Source organism: Leeuwenhoekiella aestuarii, assembly GCF_004104055.1.
In the GTDB taxonomy this organism is placed as follows: Bacteria; Bacteroidota; Bacteroidia; order Flavobacteriales; family Flavobacteriaceae; genus Leeuwenhoekiella; species Leeuwenhoekiella aestuarii.
This window is the reverse complement of the sequence record NZ_QOVJ01000013.1, coordinates 1-23,134: the sequence shown is the minus strand read 5'-3', so window position 1 is coordinate 23,134 and position 23,134 is coordinate 1. Positions and strand designations below refer to the sequence as shown.

Here is a 23,134-nt window from a genome sequence, read left to right as displayed (position 1 = left end):
ACGTTTCTCAAGAGAAACATACTTCACTTAAATTTTTACAATTGATAGATCAATTAGAATACAATACTGAGCGCGAAAAGCTCATCATACCTGAGTATGGCCGCCATCTTCAAAAAATGGTCAATCAGGCGATAGCAGAAGAAGACGATAAAAAACGAAATATTATCGCACGCAGCATAATCGCTGTTATGGGTAATATTCAGCCTCATTTGCGTGATGTTCCTGATTTTCAACACAAACTTTGGGATCAGCTTTTTATAATGAGCGATTTTAAATTAGATGTGATTTCTCCTTATGAGAAGCCATCTCGCGAGAAATTAGAAGAACATCCTGAGCCTTTAGAATATCCTCAAAATCACCCTAAATATCGTTTTTATGGTAACAATATCAAACGTATGATTGATGTTGCCGTAAAGTGGGAAAAAGGTCAGAAGCGTGAAGCATTAGAGTTTTCTATTGCAAATCATATGAAAAAATGTTTCCTAAACTGGAACAAAGATACTGTAGATGATGAGGTGATTTTTAAGCACCTTTTTGAATTGAGTGACGGTCAAATCAATCTTGCAAAGAAAGATGAAGACTTAAAAGAAGCGCAAAAGCTTATGCGCAACAAGAAGTCTGGTAAATCTAATTATCGTAAAAAACCTAGTCGCGGAAAAAAGCGCTACTAACTTTTTAGCAATACATTTTAATGGGAACATTTCAGATAGAAGGAGGGCATCAGCTTAAAGGATCCATCCAGCCTCAGGGTGCAAAAAATGAAGCCTTACAAATACTTTGTGCTGTTTTATTAACGCCAGAAGAAGTCATTATAAATAACATCCCTGATATTGTTGATGTTAATAAGCTCATCAATATTTTAAGTAATCTGGGTGTGAAAATTCAAAAGCTGGGAAAAGGAAAATATTCTTTTATCAGTGATGCCTTACACTTAGAATATTTAGAAAGCGAACAGTTTAAGAAAGAAGGTGGGGGTCTGCGCGGTTCTATAATGATTGTAGGGCCTCTGTTGGCACGTTTTGGTAAAGGATATATTCCGCGTCCGGGAGGAGATAAAATAGGTAGAAGACGTCTGGATACGCATTTTGAAGGAATGATTAAGCTAGGCGCTAAATTCCGTTATAACAAAGAAGAGCGTTTTTATGGGGTAGAAGCTCCAGAAGGTCTAAAAGGAACTTTTATGTTACTGGATGAAGCTTCTGTTACCGGAACTGCAAATATTGTGATGGCTGCAGTAATGGCAAAAGGTGAAACCACTATTTACAATGCAGCATGTGAACCCTATTTGCAACAGCTTTGTAAAATGCTCAATAAAATGGGCGCAAAAATAAGCGGTATAGGTTCTAATATGCTAAAAATTGAAGGTGTAAAGGAACTTAAAGGTTGTGAGCATACGGTTTTACCGGATATGATTGAAATTGGCTCTTGGATAGGACTTGCAGCAATGACTAAGAGTGAGGTAACTATAAAAAATGTTAGCTGGAATGACCTCGGATTAATCCCTGCGACATTTAGAAAATTAGGTATTACGATTGAAAAGAAAGGGGATGATATTTTTATCCCTGCGCACAAAGATGGTTATGAGATAGAGACCTTTATAGATGGTTCTTTTATGACGATTAGTGATGCACCGTGGCCTGGGTTTACACCAGATTTGTTGAGTATCATTTTAGTTGTAGCAACTCAGGCAAAGGGTGAAGTTTTAATTCATCAGAAAATGTTTGAGAGTCGCTTATTCTTTGTAGATAAATTGATAGATATGGGAGCGAAAATTATTCTTTGTGATCCACATCGTGCTACGGTTATAGGCCATAATTTTAAATCTACGCTAAAAGCAACAACAATGACTTCGCCTGATATCAGAGCGGGAATTTCATTACTCATTGCTGCGTTAAGTGCCAAGGGGACTTCAACGATTCATAATATTGAGCAGATAGATCGTGGTTATGAAAATATTGACGAACGTCTGCGTGCCATTGGAGCTAAAATAATAAGAACGTCTTAAGATAGAATCGAATCTTAATAAACCAAAAACCTCAGAATGTAAATTCTGAGGTTTTTGGTTTGAATATAATAGAAGTTACAAAAGCAATTTTGCTACATCTTGCCAGGTATCTGCACGGTCAAAACCATTAGTTTTTACATTGTGCGGCGATGTAAATTGAATACCCCTTCCGTCAAAAGCATCTAAATTATAAGAACGATCATCAATTAAAATATCTCCTTTTAAAATGTGTTTGTGTCCGCATAGAATACGATTTTGCCAAGGTATAAACGGGAAATGTTTATCTAACCAATCTGCTTTTTCTTCAAGACTGGTTTTAAACTGCATAGCAGCAGAAGCTATATACAATTCATATTTATCGTTAAGTTCGCGCATCACTTCCTGGCTGTCTTTCATCACAGCAAGGTCTATAAAAAAACCGCGTTCATTCGCGTGATTTCTCACATAATTCTGATGCTCGGGTGGGACCATTTGCCATACTTCGGCACCTAAACAATCTTCTTTTTTAAGCTTAGCGTTGTATTTCTTATTGTATAGATCAATGTGTGCCTGATACGTATCTGCAATCACTTCGTCCATATCTACAAATAGGGTCATAGTAGTTTTTATTTTAATAATAGTAGCAGAAAATGATCTGCTAAGTTTTAGAATTTTAATTTAAAATTTAGCTCTTTAAAATGTCAAAAGCCAACTAAGTCGCCAAAATACGGCATTAGAGTCAAACCTATTTTAAATTCCCCTTAAATTATAAGGGTAGCATTAGCGCAAAGGTTATAATTAACTACTTTTATAAATAGACCTTATTTTATGTGGAAGTTTTATAGAGATGTCACTTTATTTGCCTTATTGTTTTCAGTGGTAGCTATACCTTTTGGAAGTCTTTTGACAACACCTATTGTTTTTGGGGTATTGGGGACACCTGTAGGCTTACTCGCGTATATTTATTTTCAAAAAGCAGAGTTTTATGGATATTATAATTTGGGATACACACGTTATAGACTGGTGACTAAAACCTGGTTAATTAACCTTTGTGCAACTCCAATTTTATTATTAATTGCTTTAATAATTTCAAAACTTATAACGCTTGGCGCTCTTACAAATTCATAATATCAGTAAATCTTTTGGTGAAAAAGAGGTGCTTAAACAAACAGGTTTTGAACTACAAACAGGAGAAATATTAGGTGTTTTTGGAAGAAATGGAACAGGTAAAAGTACTTTGCTAAAAATCCTATTTGGAACCTTAACCGCACAGAGTGGAACTATAAAAATCAATGAATCTTTATTTAAAGTCCGTAGCAAATTCTGGCATGCAAATAAAATAGTATCTAGCAGACTGATTGGGTATTTGCCCCAGTTTAGTTTTTTACCACAATCATCAAAAGTGTGGGATATCATTCCCAGATATTTTGAAGGAGATCAACAAGATTTGATTTTCAGAGCTCCGCGAATGACTGAAATAGCCCGTAAAAAAGTGAGCGAATTGTCAATGGGACAACGCCGTTATTTAGAAGTTTTAATTATTGGGAATCTTAACCATCCATTTTTACTACTTGACGAGCCTTTTTCTATGGTAGAACCTTTGTTTAAAGAGTTAATTCACGATTTTCTGATTTCTTTAAAATCAAAAAAAGGTATTTTGCTTACCGATCACTATTATGATGATGTCTGGAATTTGGCAGACCGAAGACTCGTTTTAAAAGATGGTAACTTAAAACAAGTTAATAAACTGGAAGAACTTGTTACAGCCGGTTATTTAAGAAATATATAAAGCTATGAAAGATAATTTTTCAAGTCACGCAGCAGATTACGCTAAATTCAGACCTACTTATCCTCAAGAATTATACACGTTTTTATTTAAAATCGTTCAGAATAAATCAAAGGCCTGGGATGTGGCTACTGGTAACGGGCAGGTCGCGGTTGAGCTTTCTAAAACTTTTGACGAGGTGCTTGCGACAGATCTTAGTGCAAAACAACTTGCTGAATCGCCTCAACTCAAAAATATAACATATCGGGTTCAGACGGCAGAAGAGCCTTTTGATTCCAATGAGAAGTTTGATTTAATAACCGTAGCTCAAGCTATTCATTGGTTTAATTTTGATTCGTTTTATAAACAAATAAAGCTTCATTTAAAATCTGAAGGAATTTTTGCAGTTATTGGATATTCCGTTTTAGAAACTTCAGGAGAATTGAATACAGTTATTCAGCGTTTTTATAAAGAGATCACAAACCCATACTGGGATCCAGAGCGAAAGTATCTTGATGAAAATTACCGAAGCATACCTTTTCCATTTCAAGAAATTGAAACTCCAAAATTTGCAATGCCTATTTACTGGACAGCCGATGAATTGCTCAATTATTTAAATACCTGGTCAGCAGTAAAGCATTATGAAAAAGCGAACGCTGAGAACCCGTTGCATTTAATTCGGGATGATGTTTATAAGTATTGGGGAGCAAAAGAAAAACGGGAATTTAATTTCCCGTTATTACTGCGTGTTGGTACCGTGTAAATATTAATACTTCTTTTTGCGTTTATTTTTCTTTTTCTTCTGTTGACCGGGAGCAAAGGCTTTAGCACTTTTGGCACCGTAAGCCTTTTTAACTTGGCCAGGCGCAGAATTCCTTGAAGATGTATGATAGCTACTTGAGCACGAAGCTGTACTCAATAGAAAACTACCTAAACTTAAAATTAGAATCAATTTTTTCATAACAAGTTTTTTACAAAATTAAAACAGTAAAATCAGTGATCGTATGCATTTAAGCTAAGCTTAGTAGTATTTATAAATACTTTAAGATACAGCTGCTTTATACGTTTTGAGGCAGCGTTCGCGTGCTTCCTTGTGGTCTACCATTTTTTCAGGGTAATCATCAGTATCGTACTCCGGAATAAATTCTTTGATGTATTTTTTGTCTTTATCAAATTTATCAACCTGAGTCATAGGATTAAAAATTCTGAAGTAAGGAGCGGCATCTACGCCACTTCCCGCTGCCCATTGCCAATTTCCAACATTACTAGATTGCTCATAATCTAATAGTTTTTCGGCAAAATAGGTTTCTCCCCAGCGCCAGTCAATCAATAAATGTTTGCATAAAAAACTAGCGACTAACATGCGTACACGATTGTGCATATAACCGGTTTTATTGAGTTGTCGCATTCCGGCATCAACTAAAAGAAATCCCGTCTCTCCGTTTTTCCATTTTTCAAATTCTTCTTCGTTGTTGCGCCACTCGATGCGATCGTATTTAGGTCTAAACGATTTATCAACCGTTTTAGGGTAGTGATAGAGTATTTGCATAAAAAATTCACGCCAAATCAATTCGCTCCAAAAAATGGTATTCTTTTCAGCAATTGCTTTTGTTACCATTTTACGAATACTTACGGTTCCAAAACGTAAATGTGGACCTAGATGGGAAGTGCCATCTTTTGCCGGAAAGTTTCGGGTATCTTCATAATTTTGAATTAGGGTAGGAGTTACATTATAATCGGGAATCTCAACATCCGATTTTATAAAACCCATGTTGCTTAAATCAAGATTAGGCAATCGGCTATTTTCGATTAAATTATCAAGATATTGGCTTGTGTAATGAATTTTAAGGTGTTGATCTTCATCAAATACTTCACGCCATTTATTTTTATAAGGAGTAAAAACAACGTAAGGATCGCCATCATTTTTTACCACCTCACTTTTCTCAAAGATGACCTGATCTTTAAAGGTTTTAAAAGCGATTTCTTTTTCTTCTAAAAAGTTTTTTATTTCCTCATCGCGCTTCAGTGCATAAGGTTCATAATCGTGGTTAGTATAAACTGTTTGAATGTCATAATCTTTAGTAAGTTGTTTCCAGACATCCTGTGGGTTTCCATAAAATAATGCTAGTGAACTGTCATAATCATCTTGCATTGTTTTACGCATTTTCTGAAGCGAATTATAGATAAAAGTCACCCGTGCATCATCTTTAGGGAGTTTATCTAATATCTCTTTATCAAAAATAAAAATAGGGAGTACAGGATCATCACCCTTTAAGGCTTCAAGAAATCCCATGTTATCGTCAAGTCTTAGGTCTCTTCGAAACCAAAAAACAGAAAGCTTACTCATAATTAAAATTGGTTGGTTAGGTAAATAATTGTAATTAGGGAAATCGACTAAGACACATTTAAGGTTGACATTCCGCCGTCTACTCCCAAAATTTGCCCTGTCACCCAGCTGCTATCTTCACTCAAGAGGAAGCTTGCAATTTTTGCGATATCATCTGGGGTTCCCACGCGTTTTAGCGGATGGCGTTCATCCATTTTCTCTCGCTTTTTCTCATTGCCTAGAAGTTTCTCAGCTAGTGGCGTATCTGTTAATGATGGAGCGATAACATTTACTCTAAATTTGGGAGCATACTCTGCTGCCAGCGATTTAGCAAAACCTTCAATAGCCCCTTTAGATGCTGCGACACTAGTATGAAAAGGCATACCGACTTTTACAGCAACTGTGCTGAAAAATATTAAACTCGCTTGTTCAGATTTTTTCAGAAGCTCAGTAACCGCTTTTAGTGATTTTATCAACCCGAAAAAATTAAGCTTCATATCCTGTTCAAAACTTTCTTCACTCAACATCTTAAAAGGTTTCAGGTTTATCGAGCCGGGACAGTAAACAAATCCGTCTAAAACTTCAGGCAGGTTCTCAGTGTCTAATATGCTATTTTCAACATCATAATTTATATAAGTGGCTTCAATGTTTTCTAGTCCTTTCTCGTTACGCGATGCAACATATATATTATAATCACTGTGTATTAATTTTGCCAAAGCATTACCAATACCATGTGATCCTCCTATAAGTAGTATATTCTTTTTCATAGCTTAATTTAAAATTTTACTTTTTAGAACGCCTTCCGTTTCTTGCGCATTGGGATCGTATTTGCCAAATAACTCATTAAGTTTTTGTTCTCTGTATTCAAAAATTTCTTGCAATTTCGGCTTAACTAAAAATGGATGTACCAATTGACCTACAATGCCCATTGGGACTTTATAATCTACAATATCCTCCATTTCAACACCGCCGGGGATTTCTTTTATAAAATGTTTGTGATGCCATAAAGCATAGGGACCAAAACGTTGCTCATCTACAAAATACTCCAGATGTTTTACGTGTGTAATTTCAGTAATCCACCCCATTTTTATACCTGCCACCGGTGACACTTTGTATTGTATTAATTGTCCCGGAAACATAGGGCGGTCTGCGCCAGACTGTATCTCAAAACCCATATATTCTGGAGTTATCGTCTGTAAATTTTTAGGGTCTGAAAGAAAATTCCACGCCTCTTCAGTAGTGATAGGTAGCTTTTGCTTGGTATGCATCGTGTAAATTTTCATAGATATAGGTTTAGCCGGTTCAAAGTGAACACTTTGTAAATATAAAGGCTAAAATGTTTAACAAAAAAGCAATTGAGTTAAACAAAAATTAAAATAGTTTCATTTTTTTTATACAGATGGTGTACAATTATTCTTTAAAAAAATGCCGGTATTCAACCTTTATAATTTCTATTTATTAGTAATTTGGTGTCCATATTATGACGTTATATATGTTAGCTTTAAGTGCTATCTTTAAAGTTGTAATTGATTAAAAAAGAACACACTACTAATTAAAATTTATTATTAAAATGAAAAAAATATTATTTATTTGCTTTTTAGCTTTGGGAAGTTTGGCCCAGGCTCAGATACAAACTCCGGCAGCAAGTCCACACGGTACATTGTCTCAGACTGTAGGATTAACAGAAGTTAGTATTGATTATTCAAGACCTAATATGCGTGGGCGTGAGATTTTTGGAGAATTACTTCCATATGGTACAATCTGGAGAACAGGAGCAAATGCTACGACAAAATTCACAGTAGATAAGCCTGTTAAGATTTCTGGAAAAGAATTAGCTGCAGGTACTTACAGTATTTACAGTGTTCCCGGTGAAGATATGTGGGAAATAGTTTTTTATACCGATCATTCTAATCCTTTGATTACTGAATTTGATGATAGTAAAGTAGCATTGAGAACTATGGTTGAGCCTATAGATATGCCAATGACAATGGAAACATTTACCATTGTAATTGATGAGGTTATGGCAGATAGCGCTGTACTTAGTTTTTTATGGGAAAATACAATCGTACCTGTGAAGTTTGAGGTTATGACAGATGCTGAAGTGATGAGAAATATTGATACAGCGCTTAGCGGACCAAGTGCCGGAGATTACTATAACGCTGCTGTATATTATTTAAATAGTGGAAAAGACATCAGCAAATCTAAAGAATGGATGAATAAAGCAATGTCTATGACTGATACTCCACGTTTCTGGCAATTGCGTCAACAATCTTTAATCTTAGCTAAAGCTGGAGATAAAAAAGCAGCAATTGAGGCAGCTAAAGCTTCTCTTGCAGGTGCCAAAGAAGCTGGTAATGCAGATTACATTAAGATGAATACAGACTCTTTAAAAGAGTGGGGAGCATTGTAATTCTAAATATGCACTTATTAAAAAGCGCCATAAATTAATTGATTTATGGCGCTTTTTAATTATCTGATATTACCTTATAATTTTACTTATTCATAAAATAGGCCTATTTCCTCGCGTATATCGTCTAGGGTTTTAATGAGTGTTCTACTAAAATCATAAGACATTAACGGGCTTTCTTTTTCTCCCTCTCTCAATAGGTTGGCAAAATGTTCTATCTCAAAATAGTAGCCTTTCCCTGTATAGGCAAAATCATGTTCAACTTTTATTCCGTTTAAAATCGCTGTAACCTTATCGGTGTGGTGGAATTTACTGTTAAGGACTAACATTCCGTTTTCACAAATAAGAGTTGCAATTGTAGGAGTATCTTTTAAAATACTTGAGCTTAGAAATGCTTCAGTCCCTGAGTTGTAATCAAAAGTAATTTCTATTTCCTCATCTACTCCGGTTTTTCCTATTTTGGCTTTCGCCGAAATTTTCTCAGGATTTCCTAATAGAGCTAACGCACAGAATACAGGATATATGCCTATATCTAATAACGAGCCACCACCCAGATCTTTATTATATAAGCGCCCTTCAGGATTAAAATCTGCATCAAAACAAAAATCGGCAGTTAAGGTTTTTACAGCACCATATTTACCACTTTCCAGCTCTTCTTTTACAAATTTAAAATGTGGCATCATACGCGTCCATAATGCTTCCATAAGCAAGACATTCTTCTCTTTTGCTGCGCTTATCATTTCTTCGACCTGTGCTAAATTCATAGCAAAAGGTTTTTCGCATAAAACGGCTTTTCCGTTAGTTAAGCAAAGTAACGTATCCTGATGATGTCTAACATGTGGTGTTGCAATATAAACAGCATCAACCTGCGGATCTTCAGCTAATTCTTCATAGCTGCTGTAACATTTACTCGCATTATACTTTTTGCCAAATTCATCGGCCTTTTCTTGTGAGCGGGAAGCCACAGCATATAATTCAGATCCAGTTACTTGTTGAAGATCGGTAGCAAAACTATTAGCAATTTTACCTAAGCCTATAATTCCCCAGCGTATAGTTTTCATCATTAAGAATTTGTTGATTCGGTATTTAAAGTTTGTTTTCCTGCAATTTGAAAAAGCAATCCAAAAGAGATCACGAGAGCACAACCCACAACATTAAGCCATAGGTAAGGAAGTCTTATGTATTCAAATTTATCTAAGCAGAATAATGCGATTATTATAATTTGAGTGAGAATAGCAGCTATGAAAACAGCTTTAGATTGAATTTTTTTGATAAAGAAAGCTGACATAAAAATACCCAAAATGGTTCCATAGAAAATAGAACCAATGATATTTACCAACTGAATTAAGTTGTCAAAAAGGTTGGCAGTACATGCTATTAGAATAGCCAGAATCCCCCAACTTAGCGTAAACCACTTGGTAGCATCTACAAAATGAGACTCATCTTTTTCTTCTTCTAAATTACGGCGGTAAAAATCAACTGTCGTAGTTGCGGCTAGTGCGTTTAACTCAGATGCTGTAGAAGACATCGCTGCTGAAAGAATCACTGCAAGTAATAAGCCTATCAGACCACGCGGTAAATTGTTCAGTATAAAATGTATAAAAACATAGTCTTTATCATTAGTCTCGACATTTTTGTCTGCCTGTCTGATGATCATACGGGCTTCATTTCTTATTTTATTTTCTTCTTTATTGATTTCGGCTAAAGCTTGGGATGCCTTTACAATAGTACCATTGGGTTGTGTGATCGCTTGATTAGGATCAACAGCTACCTGAAATCCTATTTCTGACTTATCTGAACGTAATTCGTCAAGCTTATTTTGCAAACCGTTATATTCTTTTTCAAACGGAGTGCCCTGAACGGCAGCTGTTGCCGCAGGATTAAAATTTAAAGGAGTGGGGTTGAATTGATAAAAAACAAAAACCATTACCCCAACAAGCAAAATGAAGAATTGCATAGGGACTTTAAGCAAGCCATTAAAAATCATCCCCAGTTGCATTTCTCGTAATGACTTACCACTCAGGTAACGCTGTACCTGACTTTGATCTGTTCCAAAATAAGAAAGCATTAAAAAAGTTCCACCTAAGATTCCACTCCAAAAGGTATAGCGATTATCAAAATCGAAAGAGAAATCAAGCACGTCTAATTTTCCGCCGGCACCTGCAATTTCTAACGCATTATTAAAATTAATATCTTCGGGTAGGTAGCTGATAATTAGAAAAAAGGCAGCAAACATCCCTAAAAAGATAACTCCCATTTGCTGTTTTTGAGTAACGGTAACCGCTTTGGTACCACCAGAAATGGTATAAATAACCACGAGTAAACCGATGATGATATTCAGAGTATTTAAATCCCAACCTAAAACTGCAGATAAAATAATAGAAGGTGCAAAAATTGTTATCCCGGCAGCCAGACCTCTGGACAATAAAAATAATCCTGAAGCCAGAGAACGCGTTCGTTTATCAAACCTACTTTCTAAGTATTCATAAGCAGTATAAACATTGAGTTTATAATAAATGGGTATAAAAAAGATACAAATGATAATGACAGCAATAGGAAGACCAAAGTAAAACTGAACAAAACCTAACCCATCATTATAGGCCTGTCCCGGTGTAGAAAGAAAAGTGATGGCACTGGCCTGAGTAGCCATGACTGACAGACCTACTGTCCACCATTTTGATTCATTACCACCGCGAATATAATCTTGCACATTAGTACGACCACGTGTTTTATACACACCATATAAAACAATAAAAGCGAGTGTCGCTACCAGTACGATCCAGTCTATTTGTTGCATATTATGCGGTGTAATAATTCATTAATAAAAAAAACAAAATGATATATACCGCATTCATAATCAGTACGAGCGTGTAATATTTAGACCATCCTTCTTTTTTAGGCTGCATCATTGTTTGATTTTTTGGTCATTTTTTCCTACAGAAAGCATATTTGCAAATAAGCGATATGCCCCAGAAACTCCCGCAGGAAGTTCTCTAAAGAAACTCAAACCGGTATAAATATAATGACCTTCACCGTATTTAGCGATTAATAGGCTACTTTCATTAGCCGCTTCATCTTTATCGTGAATAGAAATTACTGGTTTATAGGCATTATCGTATTTATCAGGAAAATAGAGGCCACGCTCTTGTACCCAACCTTCAAAATCAGAGTTTGTGATTTTATTGGGATAATTGAGAACTTCAGATTTAGGATCTAAAACGGTTACTTCTGCAAATTCATCAGTAACGCGGTCACTACTTAAGTGAAGTGGATAAGGGCCTAAGTTGGGAAAACTAAAACCTCTAGCAGTATTATACTGTACCACCATTGTACCTCCTTTCTTTACATAGTCTAAAAGAATAGGCTGCTTGTATTTGAGTTGATCAACTACATTATAAGCACGAACGCCCATGACCACAGCATCAAAATTTTCCAGGTTTTTTGCTGTAATTTCTTCCGGGCTAACCTCTGCAACTTGATAGCCGATCTGTCTTAAACTCTCAGGAATAACATCTCCCGCACCGGCTATATAACCAATATAATCACCTTTTTTAGCAATATTGAGCCTAACAAGCTTATTGGTAGAAGGCAGGGTAAGCGTTTGCAGTGGAATATGATCGTAATCTATGCGAACCACTTTATCAGTATACGTTTTTCCGTTTATAATGAATCGTGGTTCTAATTGGCCTTCGCTCGCATTTTTAGGAGGAGTAACTGTAAAAGCAATACTTTTTGTTTCGCCTTTTTGAGCAATAGTTATCTTTTGTGGAGCACTAGTTTTCCATCCTTCTGGTACATTTAATGAGACTGTGCCTGAAAGGTTAGCGGTAAATGCTGTAACATCTGTTAAAATGGTTTTAGGTTTCGCATTCGCGAAAATAATAACCGGATCTTTAACACTCACCGAAGCTTCCGGAACAATTTCAAAAGGTTCGTATACTTCGCCTTCTACACGGTCATTGTATTTGTAAACTAAATCTGTTGTAAACGGAATCTGAACAGTACCTACTTTTAGATTGAAAACAGTTTTAAAAACCTTAGGCGTTTCCGGTAAACCTATTAGTTTCTGATCGTTTACCTTGTACATTCCTACAGAACCTTCTTGGGTTAACCAATAAGCTGTAGTAAGATCGGCATCGCCAGTATTCAATTGCACTTGCTCTTTGTAATCTGAGTTGAATGCTAAATCCTGAGAAACGGAAATCTTTTTTCCGGAAGGTAATAATTCAATACTTTCTATTTCTATAGGAAAGTCACTTCGGTTAATAGCTTCAAAAGTAATATTAATTGTGTCGTTAGCGATAGCGGTTTGCTGACCGGTAACAGCTTCTAAATACAGGCCAGAACAGGCTTTGATTATTGATGTAATTTGCTTGGATTTTAAATCACGCCAATGTACATCTTTTAGATTTTTGATGAGCGTATATGCTTTTAGCAATTCCGGTAAACTGGCTGACGGATTATTGAAGTCGTAATTTTTTTCAACTTCATAGAGAATTTTACCAATTGCCGTACCGCCTTCAACACGATTCCAGGAGGTATCAATCCCTTCAAATATATTTCCGCTTTGCGGATAATTTCCTTTTAATAGTTCGAGATATTCTATTTGATCCCCACGCGAACCGGTATTACCAAAGCCTTGTGACTTGTGCTGGCTGCGACTTAATGCTGAAATTTCGGTATTACTCAAACCATAAGAAGGGTAGTAGCTACCCACATCTACAGAAACCAGATTCCTTTTATCAGCTTCATTAAATTTTTCCTGACTGCCGTAAAACCACCAAGAAGTATTAAAAAATAAGCGTTGGGGTTGCCAGGTCTCAGTATATTCTAACTGATTCGGAAAAACAGAAGGGTCATTAACCAGATCAAAAGCTTCTACGCTGAGCATCGCAGAAGTTGTATGATGACCGTGTGTTGAACCCGGAGAACGGTGATCAAATCTATTGATAATCACGTCTGGCTTAAAATTACGAATAGCCCAAACAACATCGCTAAGCACCTGATCTTGCTCCCAGAACTCAAGTGTCTCTTCGGGGTTTTTAGAATAGCCAAAATCATTGGCACGTGTAAACCGCTGTTCACCACCATCGATTCTTCGGGCTGCTAATAACTCTTGTGTGCGAATGACTCCAAGTAACTCTCTTATTTCAGACCCTATTAGATTCTGACCTCCATCTCCTCGGGTGAGTGCAAGATAACCGGTTCTGGCATGAACGTCATTTGCCAGATAAGAAATCATAGCTGTATTCTCATCATCAGGGTGTGCAGCAAAATAAAGAGCCGTACCTAAAAAATTTAGGCCTTTAAGCTGTTCATATATTTCTGAAGAAGATGGCTTTTTGGGTTTTTGGGCTTGTAACTGCAAGGTAACACAGCAAAAAAGAGCGATAAAAAAGCGCATATTGTAAAAGAATTATTGTGGTTAGGGATTACTCAAAGATAGCTTAAAGACAAGCTAAGTATGAGCTTTTTTAGTTTCTTTAGCAAAATACGAAACATAAATTTTACCCGTAAAGATTAATTTGTTTTGGCAATAAATACATCAAAAATCAAGCCGTAGCAGCCAGTTCTAAAAGGGAATATAATTTTTGAGTTGGTAAGCCCATAACAGTATTATATGATCCTTCTAATTTAAGTAATGCAACGTGGCCAATCCATTCTTGAATACCGTATGCCCCTGCTTTGTCAAATGGTTTATAGGTGTTGATGTAATGCTGAATTTCGGCTTTTGCAAATACTCTGAAATATACTGTTGCTTTATCGTGGGTAACCCATTGTTTCTCTGAAGTAGTTACACAAATTGAAGAAATCACCTCATGACTGGTTCCGCTTAATGATTGGAGCATTCTAGTTGCTTCTTCTACATCCTTTGGTTTGCCTAAAGCTTTCTCATTTTTAAATACAAGCGTGTCTCCTGTAATTAAAATGGTATCAGTTGTGAGTTGGTCGAGAAACGCTGCTGCTTTCTTTTTAGCAATATATTCTGCTATTTCTGAAGGTAGCATTCCGGCAGGGTAGCTTTCATCAATCGGTTTTAAATGGACTTCAAAGTCAACTTCGAGTGCTTTTAATAATTCTTGTCTGCGCGGAGATTGTGAGGCGAGAATGACTTTTTTATTTGTTAGGAGTTTATGGAGCATTCAGTATTGTTTAAAATTTTAAGGTTAGTGTTAATATGCCTAGAGATAATATGCCCAAAAGCATAATTATTTTTAACACTTTAGAGAGGAATGCGTAGTGCGTTTTTTTCTCAGCATATCTAGCTTTTATGCAGAAAAAGACCAATGGAACCACAACGGCTGCAACCAGATAAATAGAAGTCCATACATTGGCTTGCAAGTAGATATAGATATATCCCAAAATAGTAAAAATATAAACCACAGCGATATAGCCTGAAAGTTTAGCGGTACGTTCTAATCCTAAAACAATAGGTAAAGATTGAATTCCATCGGCATAATCGCCATTCGCATCTTCAATATCTTTGATAATTTCTCTAAGGAAATTGAGCATTAAGGCAAAAATCCCGTAATCTCTTAAGATAGACATTGGTGTAATTAATTCTTGTTTAAATTGATTCAGTACCGGAAGCATATCAAAAATAATAACAATAAAAATTGAAGAAGCTACAGCTATGCTAACGACCAGATTTCCGATTAGGATCACTCGCTTTAAAAAATTAGCATACACATATAACAAGGCAGAAATTAATACGAAAATGGTTGCAAAGTTGATTAAGTTCATACTATAGCACATCAAAAATCCTAGTCCAACACCGGCGATATTTAAGACCAGATAAATATTAAAAGCAGAACCTTCAGAAAATGGTGATGGGATATAGGTTTTTGTTGATTTATTGATGCGGTCGCTAACCACATCATTAATGTCATTTATGACATACCCGGCTGCTGCAATAAGAATCGTTGCAATAAGCAACAAGGCAAAATTAAAATGAGATAGGGCAGTGGGAAGATTTAAGGCTTTTAAAAAACCATAATGAATTAAAATCTGAGTGCTTGAAATGAGCAACAAATTTTTATACCGTATAAATTTGAAGAAGGTCAATCGCTATAATTTGAAATGGCCAAATATACTAAAAGCCACGTATTAAGTGGCTTTTAGATTGATTGATGAACTGGTAAGATTTACGTAATAGTTCTTGAGATTTTCGTATGAGTAAATTTCGGTTCGATGCAATTATTTTTTGTTAACATCACCTCCAGAGTTTTCAATAACGGCTACTTTTTTAGGTTCTCCCCAGTAGTCAATATCCCCGGCACTTGATGCTTTGGTAGCAATTTCTTTAGAAACATAAACTCGTATGCTTCCTGCGCTAGAAGCTTCGGCGTCACAAAATTCAGCTTTAAGATCTTTAGCATTAATGGTTGCAGCAGAGCTAGCATCAAAACGTAAAGTCTGGGCTTCTCCTTCTAAATGCAGTGTTGCGGCACTACTCGCATCAGCATTAATTTCTCTAATTTCAACAGGAAGTTTTACTGTAGCAGCACTAGAAACGTCAAAACTGATACGGTCTCCAGTTAATGTTTCTGTAGCCGTGATGTTAGAAGCACTACTTGCTTTTATAGATTCTAAAGGCAGTGTGTAGGTTACGTGAACTATACGAGAAGTAGCTTTACCAATGTTTGAATTGTCTGATGTCTCTATTCTCAATGTGTTTCCTTCATAATGAACATCAAGAAATTCTAGTAAGTTTTCATCCATTTCTGCTGTTACAGCAGGTGTTGAGCCTTTTTCAAGTATTACATCCCAACCGTTGCTGGAGTGAATTTTAGAAAAATCCTTTGAAAGATTAAGATCTTTAGTGACTACGTTTCCGTTTCCGTTAATCTGACCCATGTCGAGATTGAAATTACACGACGTCATCATAAGAGCAGTTATGGCTCCAATAAATAATTTGATTAGTGTTGTCATAATTTTTGTTTTTTGATTGATGAATGATTGTTAGTTGATAGAATCTAATTCTTTAACTGGTGTTTCTACATCAACACCATCTTGCTCAGGTTCTACTTTTGATGGGTATTCATATACGTCATTTGTCACAGTAGAATCTGAAGTGCTTTCTGAATATTTCCATTCATTGCTTTCTTCTGTTTCTTCAATAACTTCAATAGGGCAAGTAGTGCAAATTAATTCTGACTCTTGCATTACAGTATAATACCCTATATAATCACGGTTTAGTAAATCAGAATATCTGTTTCTGTGATATGTAGAGATATTGTTATCTGTAAGAAGTGTCATCCCTTCTGGTATTGCAAGAATCAATTCTACTTCTTGATCTCTAAACTTGTTTATGTAATCTGTAACAAAGAAATTGTCTAGCAATAAGGTATTTCCAAAAACTTCAAAATTGTAAACAATTTGCTGAGCACGATTCTCTGCTTCGTTAAACGAGCTTCCCTGAGCATTCTTTTTAATGATTAGTTTAGCTTCGGGCGAATCACTTTTTTGTACGCTAAGGTTTACATCCCGGTTGTAAATCACTTTATTACCGTTATCGTCTGTGCGTATTTTCCAGCTTTGATTGTGATACTTTTCAGCACTGTACTTATTTTGCGTTTTCATCTTAACTGTAAGTGTATCTGTAGATTGTACCGGTAATACTTCAGTAATCAACGTTTCACCGTCAACTGCCGTTGCCATACCCTGGCGTACTCCAAGAACAGCGATTGCAATAAGCGATACCAGCCAAAGTCCCAGCAGTGTTAATTTCGCCGTAAGGCTTAATCGCTTTAAGGTATTTACGAGGATACGCAGACCCAGATAAAATAACATGAAGAAAGGTATACCTACAGCTAAGAAAGTCAAGAATGTAATCAGCCAAAGCGGTGCGCCACTGGTATTTGCCATCTCAACATAATCTGCGATGCTTCCGTCAAAAAAGTCTAAAGTTCCTGCAGTAAATAGACCCACAAAGAGCCCGATTAGCGTACAACCACCTATTAAGATAAGTAAGATGCCTATAAATTTTACAAATACTTTTAGGATAAACATGATTATTTTGCCCAGCGTCGTGGCAAAAGATCCGGCTCCTTCGCGAGCTTTGTTACCATACTTAACATAGTCAACATTTTTAACGGAGTCTGCTACCGTGTCAAAGCCTTCTTTGACCTTACGCTGAATATTGTCTATGTTGACGGGCTTTCCCCGCATTTCCAGTTTTTCTGCAGTGGTACGTGCTTCAGGAACAAATATCCAAAATGCGATATATAATAAAATGAATCCACCACCGCTAAAGAACGTCAACAGTAGGAATGCAATACGCACCCATAATGCGTCTATTTTTAAATAATGACCCAATCCTGAACTCACACCTCCTATATAGGAATGTTCGGTATCCCGGTATAATTTTTTGACAGAAGTGTCGGTGTAGGCTCTTTGAGATGTGGGTTCATCTTCAAAGATTTCTTCATCAAGGCGGTAATCTTCCGGTTGCCCCATAATGTTGATTACTTCTTCAACTTCTGTAATACCTATTACTTGACGCTCATTCTTTACGCGTTCAGAAAATAATTCTGCTATGCGAGCTTCTATATCCTGTATAATTTCTTCACGGCCTTGAGCGTCTGTAAACGAGCGCTTAATCGCGTCAAGATAGCGCTGCAACTTGGCATAAGCATTTTCATCTATATGAAAAAATAGGCCGGCTAGATTAATATTAACTGTCTTATTCATTGTTTTTTGCTTTTTGATTGGTTACCAGTGAGACGGCTTTTTGAAGGTCATCCCAGGTTGATGATAGTTCATTTAAGAAGAGCTTGCCGGTATCTGTGAGCCCATAATATTTACGAGGCGGCCCACTGGTTGATTCTTCCCAGCGATAATTGAGTAAACCGGCATTTTTAAGTCTGGTAAGAAGGGGATAAATAGTGCCTTCAACTACCAGCAACTTAGCGTCTTTAAGCGTCTCTAGTATTTCTGCAACATAAGCATCTTCATCTTTAAGAATAGAAAGGATGCAATATTCCAAAACACCTTTACGCATCTGCGCCTTTGTGTTTTCAATCTTCATAGATCATAAGTTTTAAGCGATTAATAACTGTTCGTTTTTTGATCCCGCTGAGCGGAAATTTTGTTGAGGATTTTCCTCTTGAGTTTCATTTCAGAATTTATTTATACTGAAATAGGTTTGCTTAAACCTCAGTTGATGAGTCTGAAGCTGTTTCTTTATCAGAAACTTTAAGCGTCTTTAAAAAGTTTATACACAATGGATATTTATAAGTTTCTCCGTTACTTGCACTTACTGCTGCTGATATCACCGAAAACAAGGTGATAATAAACAGCGCGAGTAAAAGAATACCGAATACAAATGCTGTGATGATGAGTCCACTGGCTTGTCCCGGAAAAACGAGGTGATCAAAAGTTTCTTCACTTATGTATCCCGTTTCGCCTGAAGCAATTAAACCTTGCCATACTAAAAACGGAATAGCAATAAGTATAAGTGCGATTGCATAAATAAACATGCTCATTTGAAAATTAAGGGCGCGTCTCCCGTGATTATCTACAAATAAAGAATCACGTTTTAGTGCTAACCAAATAAGTAGAGGAGCGATAAAATTTCCTAACGGAAATATGAATTGCGTGAATACAGATAAATGTATAAATGCTGCTATGTTTTTCTGATTGGTTTTAATGCTAGTTTCCATTGCTTATTATTTTCTTATGCAAATATATATACAAAAGCAGGTATTTTGTATTACATAGTACTTATTTTTAACTAAATATTAACAAAAAAGAAATTTACGCAAATCAGATTAGAAGTCTATTTTTGAGGCATAAACACATAAATTATGGCAGTTACTCCCGGTAAATTCAATAAGTTTATAATGTTCAAATTACCTTCAGCCTGGTTATGCGGAGTGCGCGTACGAGCAATCTCTAATGCCAATTGTACTACAACGGTAACCCATAAATGGATTAATCAAAATCCGTTTAACTCTATGTTTTGGGCTGTACAAGGTATGGCTGCAGAGTTGAGCACTGGCACTATGGTTATTGCTCAAATTAAGAATAGCGGTAAAAAGATTTCGATGCTTGTCGCTAACAATAAAGCTTCATTTACAAAAAAGGCCACAGGTAGAATTACATTTAACTGTAATGACGGCCATAAAATAAAAGAGGCTATAGCAAAAACTATTGAGAGCGGAGAAGGCCAAACGTTCTGGATGAAAAGTGTGGGAACGAATAAAGATGGAGTAGTGGTGAGCACTTTTGATTTTGAATGGACGGTGAAAGTTAAAAGCTAAATACTTTCTTTTTTTTTAATTGTTGAATCTCAACAAGTGATTTTGTTATAATGTGGTAATTCTTATTTAATATGTAACGTTTGCTTCGCGATCACTACTTATTAGTAGTATCAATCAAATCAAAAACGAAATATAAATGACAGCACACGAAATAGATTATCAGATCTTCGGAGAAGAAATGCAATATGTAGAGATCGAACTAGATCCTCAAGAAGGCGTAATTGCAGAAGCCGGAACTTTTATGATGATGGAAGACGGAATTAGAATGGAAACCATTTTTGGAGATGGTTCTAAGAATGATTCGAGTTTACTCAATAAAGTTTTTGGTGCGGGAAAGCGATTGCTTACTGGTGAAAGCATGTTTATGACTGTTTTCTATAATGACATTGTGGGAAAGAAAAAAGTAAGTTTTGCTTCTCCATACCCTGGAAAAATCATTCCTATTGACCTTACCAAAAATGGCGGACGATTTATTTGTCAAAAAGATGCATTCTTATGTGCAGCAAAGGGCGTGTCAATCGGTATAGAGTTTTCAAAAAAATTAGGTCGCGGTCTTTTTGGAGGAGAAGGTTTTATTATGCAAAAATTAGAAGGCGATGGGATGGCATTTGTGCACGCCGGTGGAACAACTTTTAAAAAAGAATTACACCCCGGAGAAAAATTGAAAGTAGATACCGGATGTATTATAGGTTTTGATCATACAGTGAATTATGATATAGAGTTTGTGGGAGGTATTAAAAACACAATTTTTGGAGGTGAAGGTGTTTTCTTTGCAACGCTTTCTGGTCCGGGTACAGTATATATTCAGTCATTACCATTTAGTCGTCTGTCAAAAAGGGTTTTGGCATCTGCTCCTCAAATGGGAGGAAAAGATAAAGGTGAGGGTAGTATTTTAGGTGGTCTTGGAGATCTGTTAGACGGGGATAATAGATTTTAATCCTATAAATTAACTAGGGTAAGTTTGTTTTAACAGTTTTTTTAGATTTAAAAACTTATTTTTAGTAAGAAATTTTAACGAACCTGCTTATTGAATTGAAGATTACCTAACAAAAACATCTAATCTAAAAACAATCAAATATGGCAAGAGCAATGTTTGAGTACACTAAGACTATATTGAAAAAAGTAAGTTTTGATAGTGTGCTTTTTTGCAAAGAACTCCAAAAAGCTGCAAAACGATTACTTCCTTATGAATTGGAAGAATTAAGAGTCTGGATTCAGGAATTAACCAAAACTAATCCAGAATTAAATCATTGTATGATTTATCTCAAAGCATAACGTATAATATTAAAAAGGCTTCTCAAACGAGAAGCCTTTTAATATTTCGTAGTTTTTAACTTACCTAGGTTTTTGAGGGAGTGGACTTATAATTTCTACATTCTGGAATGTAATTGCTCCTTTTATAACGCCTGCAATTGTAGAGCGTAACGCTTCAATAATTTGCATTTTTAATTCACTTTTATGATAAAGAATACTTACTTCACGTGCTGGAGCTGGTTCTTTAAAGTGATGCAAATATTTCTTTTCAGAATCTTTAATATCTAGTGTGTGTAAATAAGGCAACAATGTCATACCTAATCCTTCATTAGCTAAACGAATTAAGGTTTCAAAACTTCCGCTTTCCAGAGAGAATGTTTCATCTTCATAATTTCGGTTAGTTTTACATAGATTAACAACCCCATCTCTAAAACAGTGTCCGTCTTCCAGCAATAACATATCATTTAAGTCAAGATCAGAAACAGTTAGTTTTTGAACCGTGTGTAAAGCATGATTTTCTGGTATATAGGCTACAAATGGCTCATAATATAATGGACGCTCTTTAATATTTTCTAATTGTAGGGGAGTTGCAGCAATTGCAGCATCTAGATGACCTTCATTTAGTCGTTCTATTATTGTTTCAGTTGGTAACTCTTCAATCTTTAATTTAACCTTTGGGTACCTATTTATAAAATTTCGCAGAAACATAGGTAGAAGGGTAGGCATAACTGTGGGTATCACCCCGAGTTTAAATTCTCCACCAATAAATCCTTTTTGTTGATCTACAATATCTGCAATACGATTGGCTTCATTTACAATATTACGCGCTTGCGTCACAATTTTATTACCTATATCAGTTAGCTCAATAGGTTTCTTGCTTCGGTCAAAAATAAGAATGTCTAGTTCGTCTTCAAGCTTTTGAATTTGCATACTCAATGTAGGTTGAGTTACAAATGTTTTTTCTGCAGCTTTAGTGAAATTTTGATTTTCTGCGACAGCAAGAACATATTTTAATTGAGTAATGGTCATAGGCATGATTTAAGCTTCAAAAATATAACGACCGATTGATTTTTCTTATAAAAAAAGTATTAAATATTGGGTTTGTTCTATTGTTGATTGAGTTAGTCTAAAATCTAATCATAAGAGATACAGGCTCTCCTTTCAATTCAAACTTGCAATCTTCCCATTGCGGAGGTCCCATTGCCATAATGTTGTTTGAAGAACCATAAGACTCCTTTGGCATTCCGTTGGTTTCAAAATCCATTTTACCGTTTCCATTTTTATCGTGGTAACATAGAATCGCATAAGTTCCTGGTGTTACATTCTCAAATTCGACAGAAGTTTTTCCATCTTTTATTTTACTATTCACGACCTTTAATGGCATACCCATAAAGTTGTCTTTATTATATAATGCATATCCTACAGTGCCATCATCGCTACTTACATTATCAATTTTCACTTCAATAGAAGAAGTTTCTTGTGAGTAGCTCATTAAGCTGATAAAAGTCATAAATAAAAAGAGTGTAGTTCTCATAATTTTGGTTTTAGAATTAATACTGATGCTAAAGTAGTTCAGCGTGTCTATATATATGAAAGGAATAAAGCCGAGTTGTAGATTTATTAGGATGAACTGTCTTTCTTAATTGTATATGATGTTTTACTGGATTGAAAATATTTTATAAATATCGATCTTGAAGTACTTTTTCTTCTTACCAAGCTCTCAAGCAAGCTGCTGAATCCCTAACCTGTTTATTTCTTACGCTTATTTTCTGCTTTTGTGGTTTTCAGTTTTAAGCCTTTCATCGAGTAAAATGTAGGTGAGTCCTTGATTTTGGTGTTTTGTAAATAGAGTCAGTCTTTTTAAAATGGCAGATGGGGATACGTTTTAAGTATATTTTATAAAAAGTTGAAGTTGTAAGTGATTGGTTTTAAGGTTGGAGTAAATTATTTTAAAATAAGTTTATAAAAGTGCTTGCGGGTACAGATATTGGTTCTATATTTGCGCCTCCAAAATCGGGTATAAAAAACGGTTTTACGTTCATTGTTAAAGCAGATAAAATAAAGTTTAAAAAAAGCTTGTTTATAAAGGGAAAAGGGTAGTATCTTTGCCCTCCGGTTTTTCGGCAAGAAAGGC

The 23,134-nt window shown here is 35.7% G+C and carries 25 protein-coding genes; 9 read left to right on the top strand and 16 right to left on the bottom strand.

Translation table 11 applies throughout. The annotated features are described in order from the left end of the window. Nucleotides 1-41 precede the first annotated feature (41 nt). Both DSM03_RS17835 and murA read left to right on the top strand, forming a co-directional pair. A complete protein-coding gene (locus tag DSM03_RS17835) occupies nt 42-671 on the top strand; it encodes a DUF4290 domain-containing protein (RefSeq protein ID WP_128762913.1) in 630 nt (209 codons plus the stop codon). Between the two features lie 20 nt (nt 672-691). Beyond that, nucleotides 692-2,005 carry a UDP-N-acetylglucosamine 1-carboxyvinyltransferase gene (murA, locus tag DSM03_RS17830; protein ID WP_128762912.1) on the top strand — a complete coding sequence of 438 codons (1,314 nt, stop codon included), beginning with the start codon at nt 692-694 and terminating at the stop codon, nt 2,003-2,005. Nucleotides 2,006-2,080: 75 nt separating this feature from the next. On the opposite strand, the gene DSM03_RS17825 is transcribed toward murA, so the two are convergent. Continuing rightward, a complete protein-coding gene (locus DSM03_RS17825; protein ID WP_128762911.1) occupies nt 2,081-2,602 on the bottom strand; it encodes a 5' nucleotidase, NT5C type in 522 nt (173 codons plus the stop codon). Between the two features lie 210 nt (nt 2,603-2,812). On the opposite strand from DSM03_RS17825, the gene DSM03_RS17820 reads away from it, so the two are divergent. From DSM03_RS17820 to DSM03_RS17810, 3 genes are read left to right on the top strand one after another with little or no spacing between them, the layout of a single operon-like run. After that, on the top strand, nt 2,813-3,112 hold the full coding sequence (locus tag DSM03_RS17820) for a hypothetical protein (protein ID WP_128762910.1): 300 nt from the start codon (nt 2,813-2,815) through the stop codon (nt 3,110-3,112). After that, nucleotides 3,090-3,773 carry an ATP-binding cassette domain-containing protein gene (locus tag DSM03_RS17815; protein ID WP_128762909.1) on the top strand — a complete coding sequence of 228 codons (684 nt, stop codon included), beginning with the start codon at nt 3,090-3,092 and terminating at the stop codon, nt 3,771-3,773. Before DSM03_RS17820 ends, DSM03_RS17815 begins: the two co-directional genes overlap by 23 nt. Before the next feature lie 4 nt (nt 3,774-3,777). After that, nucleotides 3,778-4,512 (top strand): class I SAM-dependent methyltransferase, encoded by a 735-nt coding sequence (locus DSM03_RS17810; protein WP_128762908.1) that lies wholly within the window; start codon nt 3,778-3,780, stop codon nt 4,510-4,512. Nucleotides 4,513-4,515: 3 nt separating this feature from the next. Here the strand turns inward: DSM03_RS17810 and DSM03_RS17805 are convergent, their stop codons facing one another. The 4 genes from DSM03_RS17805 to DSM03_RS17790 all read right to left on the bottom strand — a co-directional run bounded on the left by DSM03_RS17805 (nt 4,516) and on the right by DSM03_RS17790 (nt 7,358). Then, entirely contained in the window at nt 4,516-4,710 is a 195-nt protein-coding gene (locus DSM03_RS17805; protein WP_128762907.1) for a quinol oxidase subunit 4, read from the bottom strand. 81 nt (nt 4,711-4,791) lie between these two features. Then, complete coding sequence (locus DSM03_RS17800) at nt 4,792-6,096, bottom strand: cryptochrome/photolyase family protein (protein WP_128762906.1); 1,305 nt, start codon at nt 6,094-6,096, stop codon at nt 4,792-4,794. 47 nt (nt 6,097-6,143) lie between these two features. Beyond that, nucleotides 6,144-6,842 (bottom strand): SDR family NAD(P)-dependent oxidoreductase, encoded by a 699-nt coding sequence (locus DSM03_RS17795; protein WP_128762905.1) that lies wholly within the window; start codon nt 6,840-6,842, stop codon nt 6,144-6,146. A gap of 3 nt (nt 6,843-6,845) precedes the next feature. Further along, complete coding sequence (locus tag DSM03_RS17790; protein ID WP_128762904.1) at nt 6,846-7,358, bottom strand: SRPBCC family protein; 513 nt, start codon at nt 7,356-7,358, stop codon at nt 6,846-6,848. 287 nt (nt 7,359-7,645) lie between these two features. Here DSM03_RS17790 and DSM03_RS17785 point away from each other — a divergent pair, with 287 nt between their 5' ends. Continuing rightward, nucleotides 7,646-8,485, top strand: coding sequence for a DUF2911 domain-containing protein (locus tag DSM03_RS17785; RefSeq protein ID WP_128762903.1), 840 nt, complete (start codon nt 7,646-7,648; stop codon nt 8,483-8,485). 86 nt (nt 8,486-8,571) lie between these two features. On the opposite strand, the gene DSM03_RS17780 is transcribed toward DSM03_RS17785, so the two are convergent. The 9 genes from DSM03_RS17780 to DSM03_RS17740 form a co-directional block, all read right to left on the bottom strand. Continuing rightward, complete coding sequence (locus tag DSM03_RS17780) at nt 8,572-9,543, bottom strand: Gfo/Idh/MocA family protein (RefSeq protein WP_128762944.1); 972 nt, start codon at nt 9,541-9,543, stop codon at nt 8,572-8,574. 2 nt (nt 9,544-9,545) lie between these two features. After that, the gene (locus tag DSM03_RS17775) at nt 9,546-11,279 is read right to left on the bottom strand and encodes a sodium:solute symporter family protein (protein ID WP_128762902.1); all 1,734 of its coding nucleotides are present in this window, start codon (nt 11,277-11,279) and stop codon (nt 9,546-9,548) included. Between the two features lie 108 nt (nt 11,280-11,387). Continuing rightward, nucleotides 11,388-13,886 (bottom strand): PIG-L family deacetylase, encoded by a 2,499-nt coding sequence (locus tag DSM03_RS17770; protein ID WP_128762901.1) that lies wholly within the window; start codon nt 13,884-13,886, stop codon nt 11,388-11,390. A gap of 148 nt (nt 13,887-14,034) precedes the next feature. Then, nucleotides 14,035-14,625 carry a Maf family nucleotide pyrophosphatase gene (locus DSM03_RS17765; protein ID WP_128762900.1) on the bottom strand — a complete coding sequence of 197 codons (591 nt, stop codon included), beginning with the start codon at nt 14,623-14,625 and terminating at the stop codon, nt 14,035-14,037. Nucleotides 14,626-14,635: 10 nt separating this feature from the next. Next, complete coding sequence (locus tag DSM03_RS17760; protein WP_128762899.1) at nt 14,636-15,547, bottom strand: geranylgeranylglycerol-phosphate geranylgeranyltransferase; 912 nt, start codon at nt 15,545-15,547, stop codon at nt 14,636-14,638. Between the two features lie 132 nt (nt 15,548-15,679). Beyond that, nucleotides 15,680-16,414 (bottom strand): head GIN domain-containing protein, encoded by a 735-nt coding sequence (locus DSM03_RS17755; protein ID WP_128762898.1) that lies wholly within the window; start codon nt 16,412-16,414, stop codon nt 15,680-15,682. 30 nt (nt 16,415-16,444) lie between these two features. Beyond that, nucleotides 16,445-18,175, bottom strand: coding sequence for a PspC domain-containing protein (locus DSM03_RS17750; RefSeq protein WP_128762897.1), 1,731 nt, complete (start codon nt 18,173-18,175; stop codon nt 16,445-16,447). After that, complete coding sequence (locus DSM03_RS17745; RefSeq protein WP_073099873.1) at nt 18,168-18,512, bottom strand: PadR family transcriptional regulator; 345 nt, start codon at nt 18,510-18,512, stop codon at nt 18,168-18,170. The genes DSM03_RS17750 and DSM03_RS17745 overlap by 8 nt, the downstream gene beginning before the upstream one ends. A 121-nt stretch (nt 18,513-18,633) precedes the next feature. Then, on the bottom strand, nt 18,634-19,146 hold the full coding sequence (locus tag DSM03_RS17740; RefSeq protein WP_128762896.1) for a DUF4870 domain-containing protein: 513 nt from the start codon (nt 19,144-19,146) through the stop codon (nt 18,634-18,636). A gap of 144 nt (nt 19,147-19,290) precedes the next feature. Between DSM03_RS17740 and DSM03_RS17735 the strand changes: the two genes are divergently transcribed. The 3 genes from DSM03_RS17735 to DSM03_RS17725 all read left to right on the top strand — a co-directional run bounded on the left by DSM03_RS17735 (nt 19,291) and on the right by DSM03_RS17725 (nt 21,021). Continuing rightward, entirely contained in the window at nt 19,291-19,746 is a 456-nt protein-coding gene (locus DSM03_RS17735) for a DUF4442 domain-containing protein (protein WP_128762895.1), read from the top strand. 136 nt (nt 19,747-19,882) lie between these two features. Continuing rightward, on the top strand, nt 19,883-20,683 hold the full coding sequence (locus tag DSM03_RS17730) for a TIGR00266 family protein (protein WP_128762894.1): 801 nt from the start codon (nt 19,883-19,885) through the stop codon (nt 20,681-20,683). 140 nt (nt 20,684-20,823) lie between these two features. Beyond that, nucleotides 20,824-21,021, top strand: coding sequence for a hypothetical protein (locus DSM03_RS17725; RefSeq protein ID WP_128762893.1), 198 nt, complete (start codon nt 20,824-20,826; stop codon nt 21,019-21,021). 60 nt (nt 21,022-21,081) lie between these two features. On the opposite strand, the gene DSM03_RS17720 is transcribed toward DSM03_RS17725, so the two are convergent. After that, complete coding sequence (locus DSM03_RS17720) at nt 21,082-22,029, bottom strand: LysR family transcriptional regulator (protein WP_128762892.1); 948 nt, start codon at nt 22,027-22,029, stop codon at nt 21,082-21,084. Between the two features lie 97 nt (nt 22,030-22,126). Further along, nucleotides 22,127-22,534, bottom strand: coding sequence for a DUF2141 domain-containing protein (locus DSM03_RS17715; protein WP_128762891.1), 408 nt, complete (start codon nt 22,532-22,534; stop codon nt 22,127-22,129). Between the last annotated feature and the right edge of the window lie 600 nt (nt 22,535-23,134).

Coding starts and splice junctions, on each gene's coding strand:
- DSM03_RS17735 (WP_128762895.1), top strand. CDS start 19,291: ATGGCAGTTACTCCCGGTAAATTCAATAAGTTTATAATGTTCAAATTA.
- DSM03_RS17765 (WP_128762900.1), bottom strand. CDS start 14,625: ATGCTCCATAAACTCCTAACAAATAAAAAAGTCATTCTCGCCTCACAA.
- DSM03_RS17800 (WP_128762906.1), bottom strand. CDS start 6,096: ATGAGTAAGCTTTCTGTTTTTTGGTTTCGAAGAGACCTAAGACTTGAC.
- DSM03_RS17725 (WP_128762893.1), top strand. CDS start 20,824: ATGGCAAGAGCAATGTTTGAGTACACTAAGACTATATTGAAAAAAGTA.
- DSM03_RS17790 (WP_128762904.1), bottom strand. CDS start 7,358: ATGAAAATTTACACGATGCATACCAAGCAAAAGCTACCTATCACTACT.
- DSM03_RS17755 (WP_128762898.1), bottom strand. CDS start 16,414: ATGACAACACTAATCAAATTATTTATTGGAGCCATAACTGCTCTTATG.
- DSM03_RS17780 (WP_128762944.1), bottom strand. CDS start 9,543: ATGAAAACTATACGCTGGGGAATTATAGGCTTAGGTAAAATTGCTAAT.
- murA (WP_128762912.1), top strand. CDS start 692: ATGGGAACATTTCAGATAGAAGGAGGGCATCAGCTTAAAGGATCCATC.
- DSM03_RS17820 (WP_128762910.1), top strand. CDS start 2,813: ATGTGGAAGTTTTATAGAGATGTCACTTTATTTGCCTTATTGTTTTCA.
- DSM03_RS17715 (WP_128762891.1), bottom strand. CDS start 22,534: ATGAGAACTACACTCTTTTTATTTATGACTTTTATCAGCTTAATGAGC.
- DSM03_RS17750 (WP_128762897.1), bottom strand. CDS start 18,175: ATGAATAAGACAGTTAATATTAATCTAGCCGGCCTATTTTTTCATATA.
- DSM03_RS17740 (WP_128762896.1), bottom strand. CDS start 19,146: ATGGAAACTAGCATTAAAACCAATCAGAAAAACATAGCAGCATTTATA.
- DSM03_RS17825 (WP_128762911.1), bottom strand. CDS start 2,602: ATGACCCTATTTGTAGATATGGACGAAGTGATTGCAGATACGTATCAG.
- DSM03_RS17795 (WP_128762905.1), bottom strand. CDS start 6,842: ATGAAAAAGAATATACTACTTATAGGAGGATCACATGGTATTGGTAAT.
- DSM03_RS17745 (WP_073099873.1), bottom strand. CDS start 18,512: ATGAAGATTGAAAACACAAAGGCGCAGATGCGTAAAGGTGTTTTGGAA.
- DSM03_RS17770 (WP_128762901.1), bottom strand. CDS start 13,886: ATGCGCTTTTTTATCGCTCTTTTTTGCTGTGTTACCTTGCAGTTACAA.
- DSM03_RS17805 (WP_128762907.1), bottom strand. CDS start 4,710: ATGAAAAAATTGATTCTAATTTTAAGTTTAGGTAGTTTTCTATTGAGT.
- DSM03_RS17730 (WP_128762894.1), top strand. CDS start 19,883: ATGACAGCACACGAAATAGATTATCAGATCTTCGGAGAAGAAATGCAA.
- DSM03_RS17775 (WP_128762902.1), bottom strand. CDS start 11,279: ATGCAACAAATAGACTGGATCGTACTGGTAGCGACACTCGCTTTTATT.
- DSM03_RS17810 (WP_128762908.1), top strand. CDS start 3,778: ATGAAAGATAATTTTTCAAGTCACGCAGCAGATTACGCTAAATTCAGA.
- DSM03_RS17720 (WP_128762892.1), bottom strand. CDS start 22,029: ATGACCATTACTCAATTAAAATATGTTCTTGCTGTCGCAGAAAATCAA.
- DSM03_RS17785 (WP_128762903.1), top strand. CDS start 7,646: ATGAAAAAAATATTATTTATTTGCTTTTTAGCTTTGGGAAGTTTGGCC.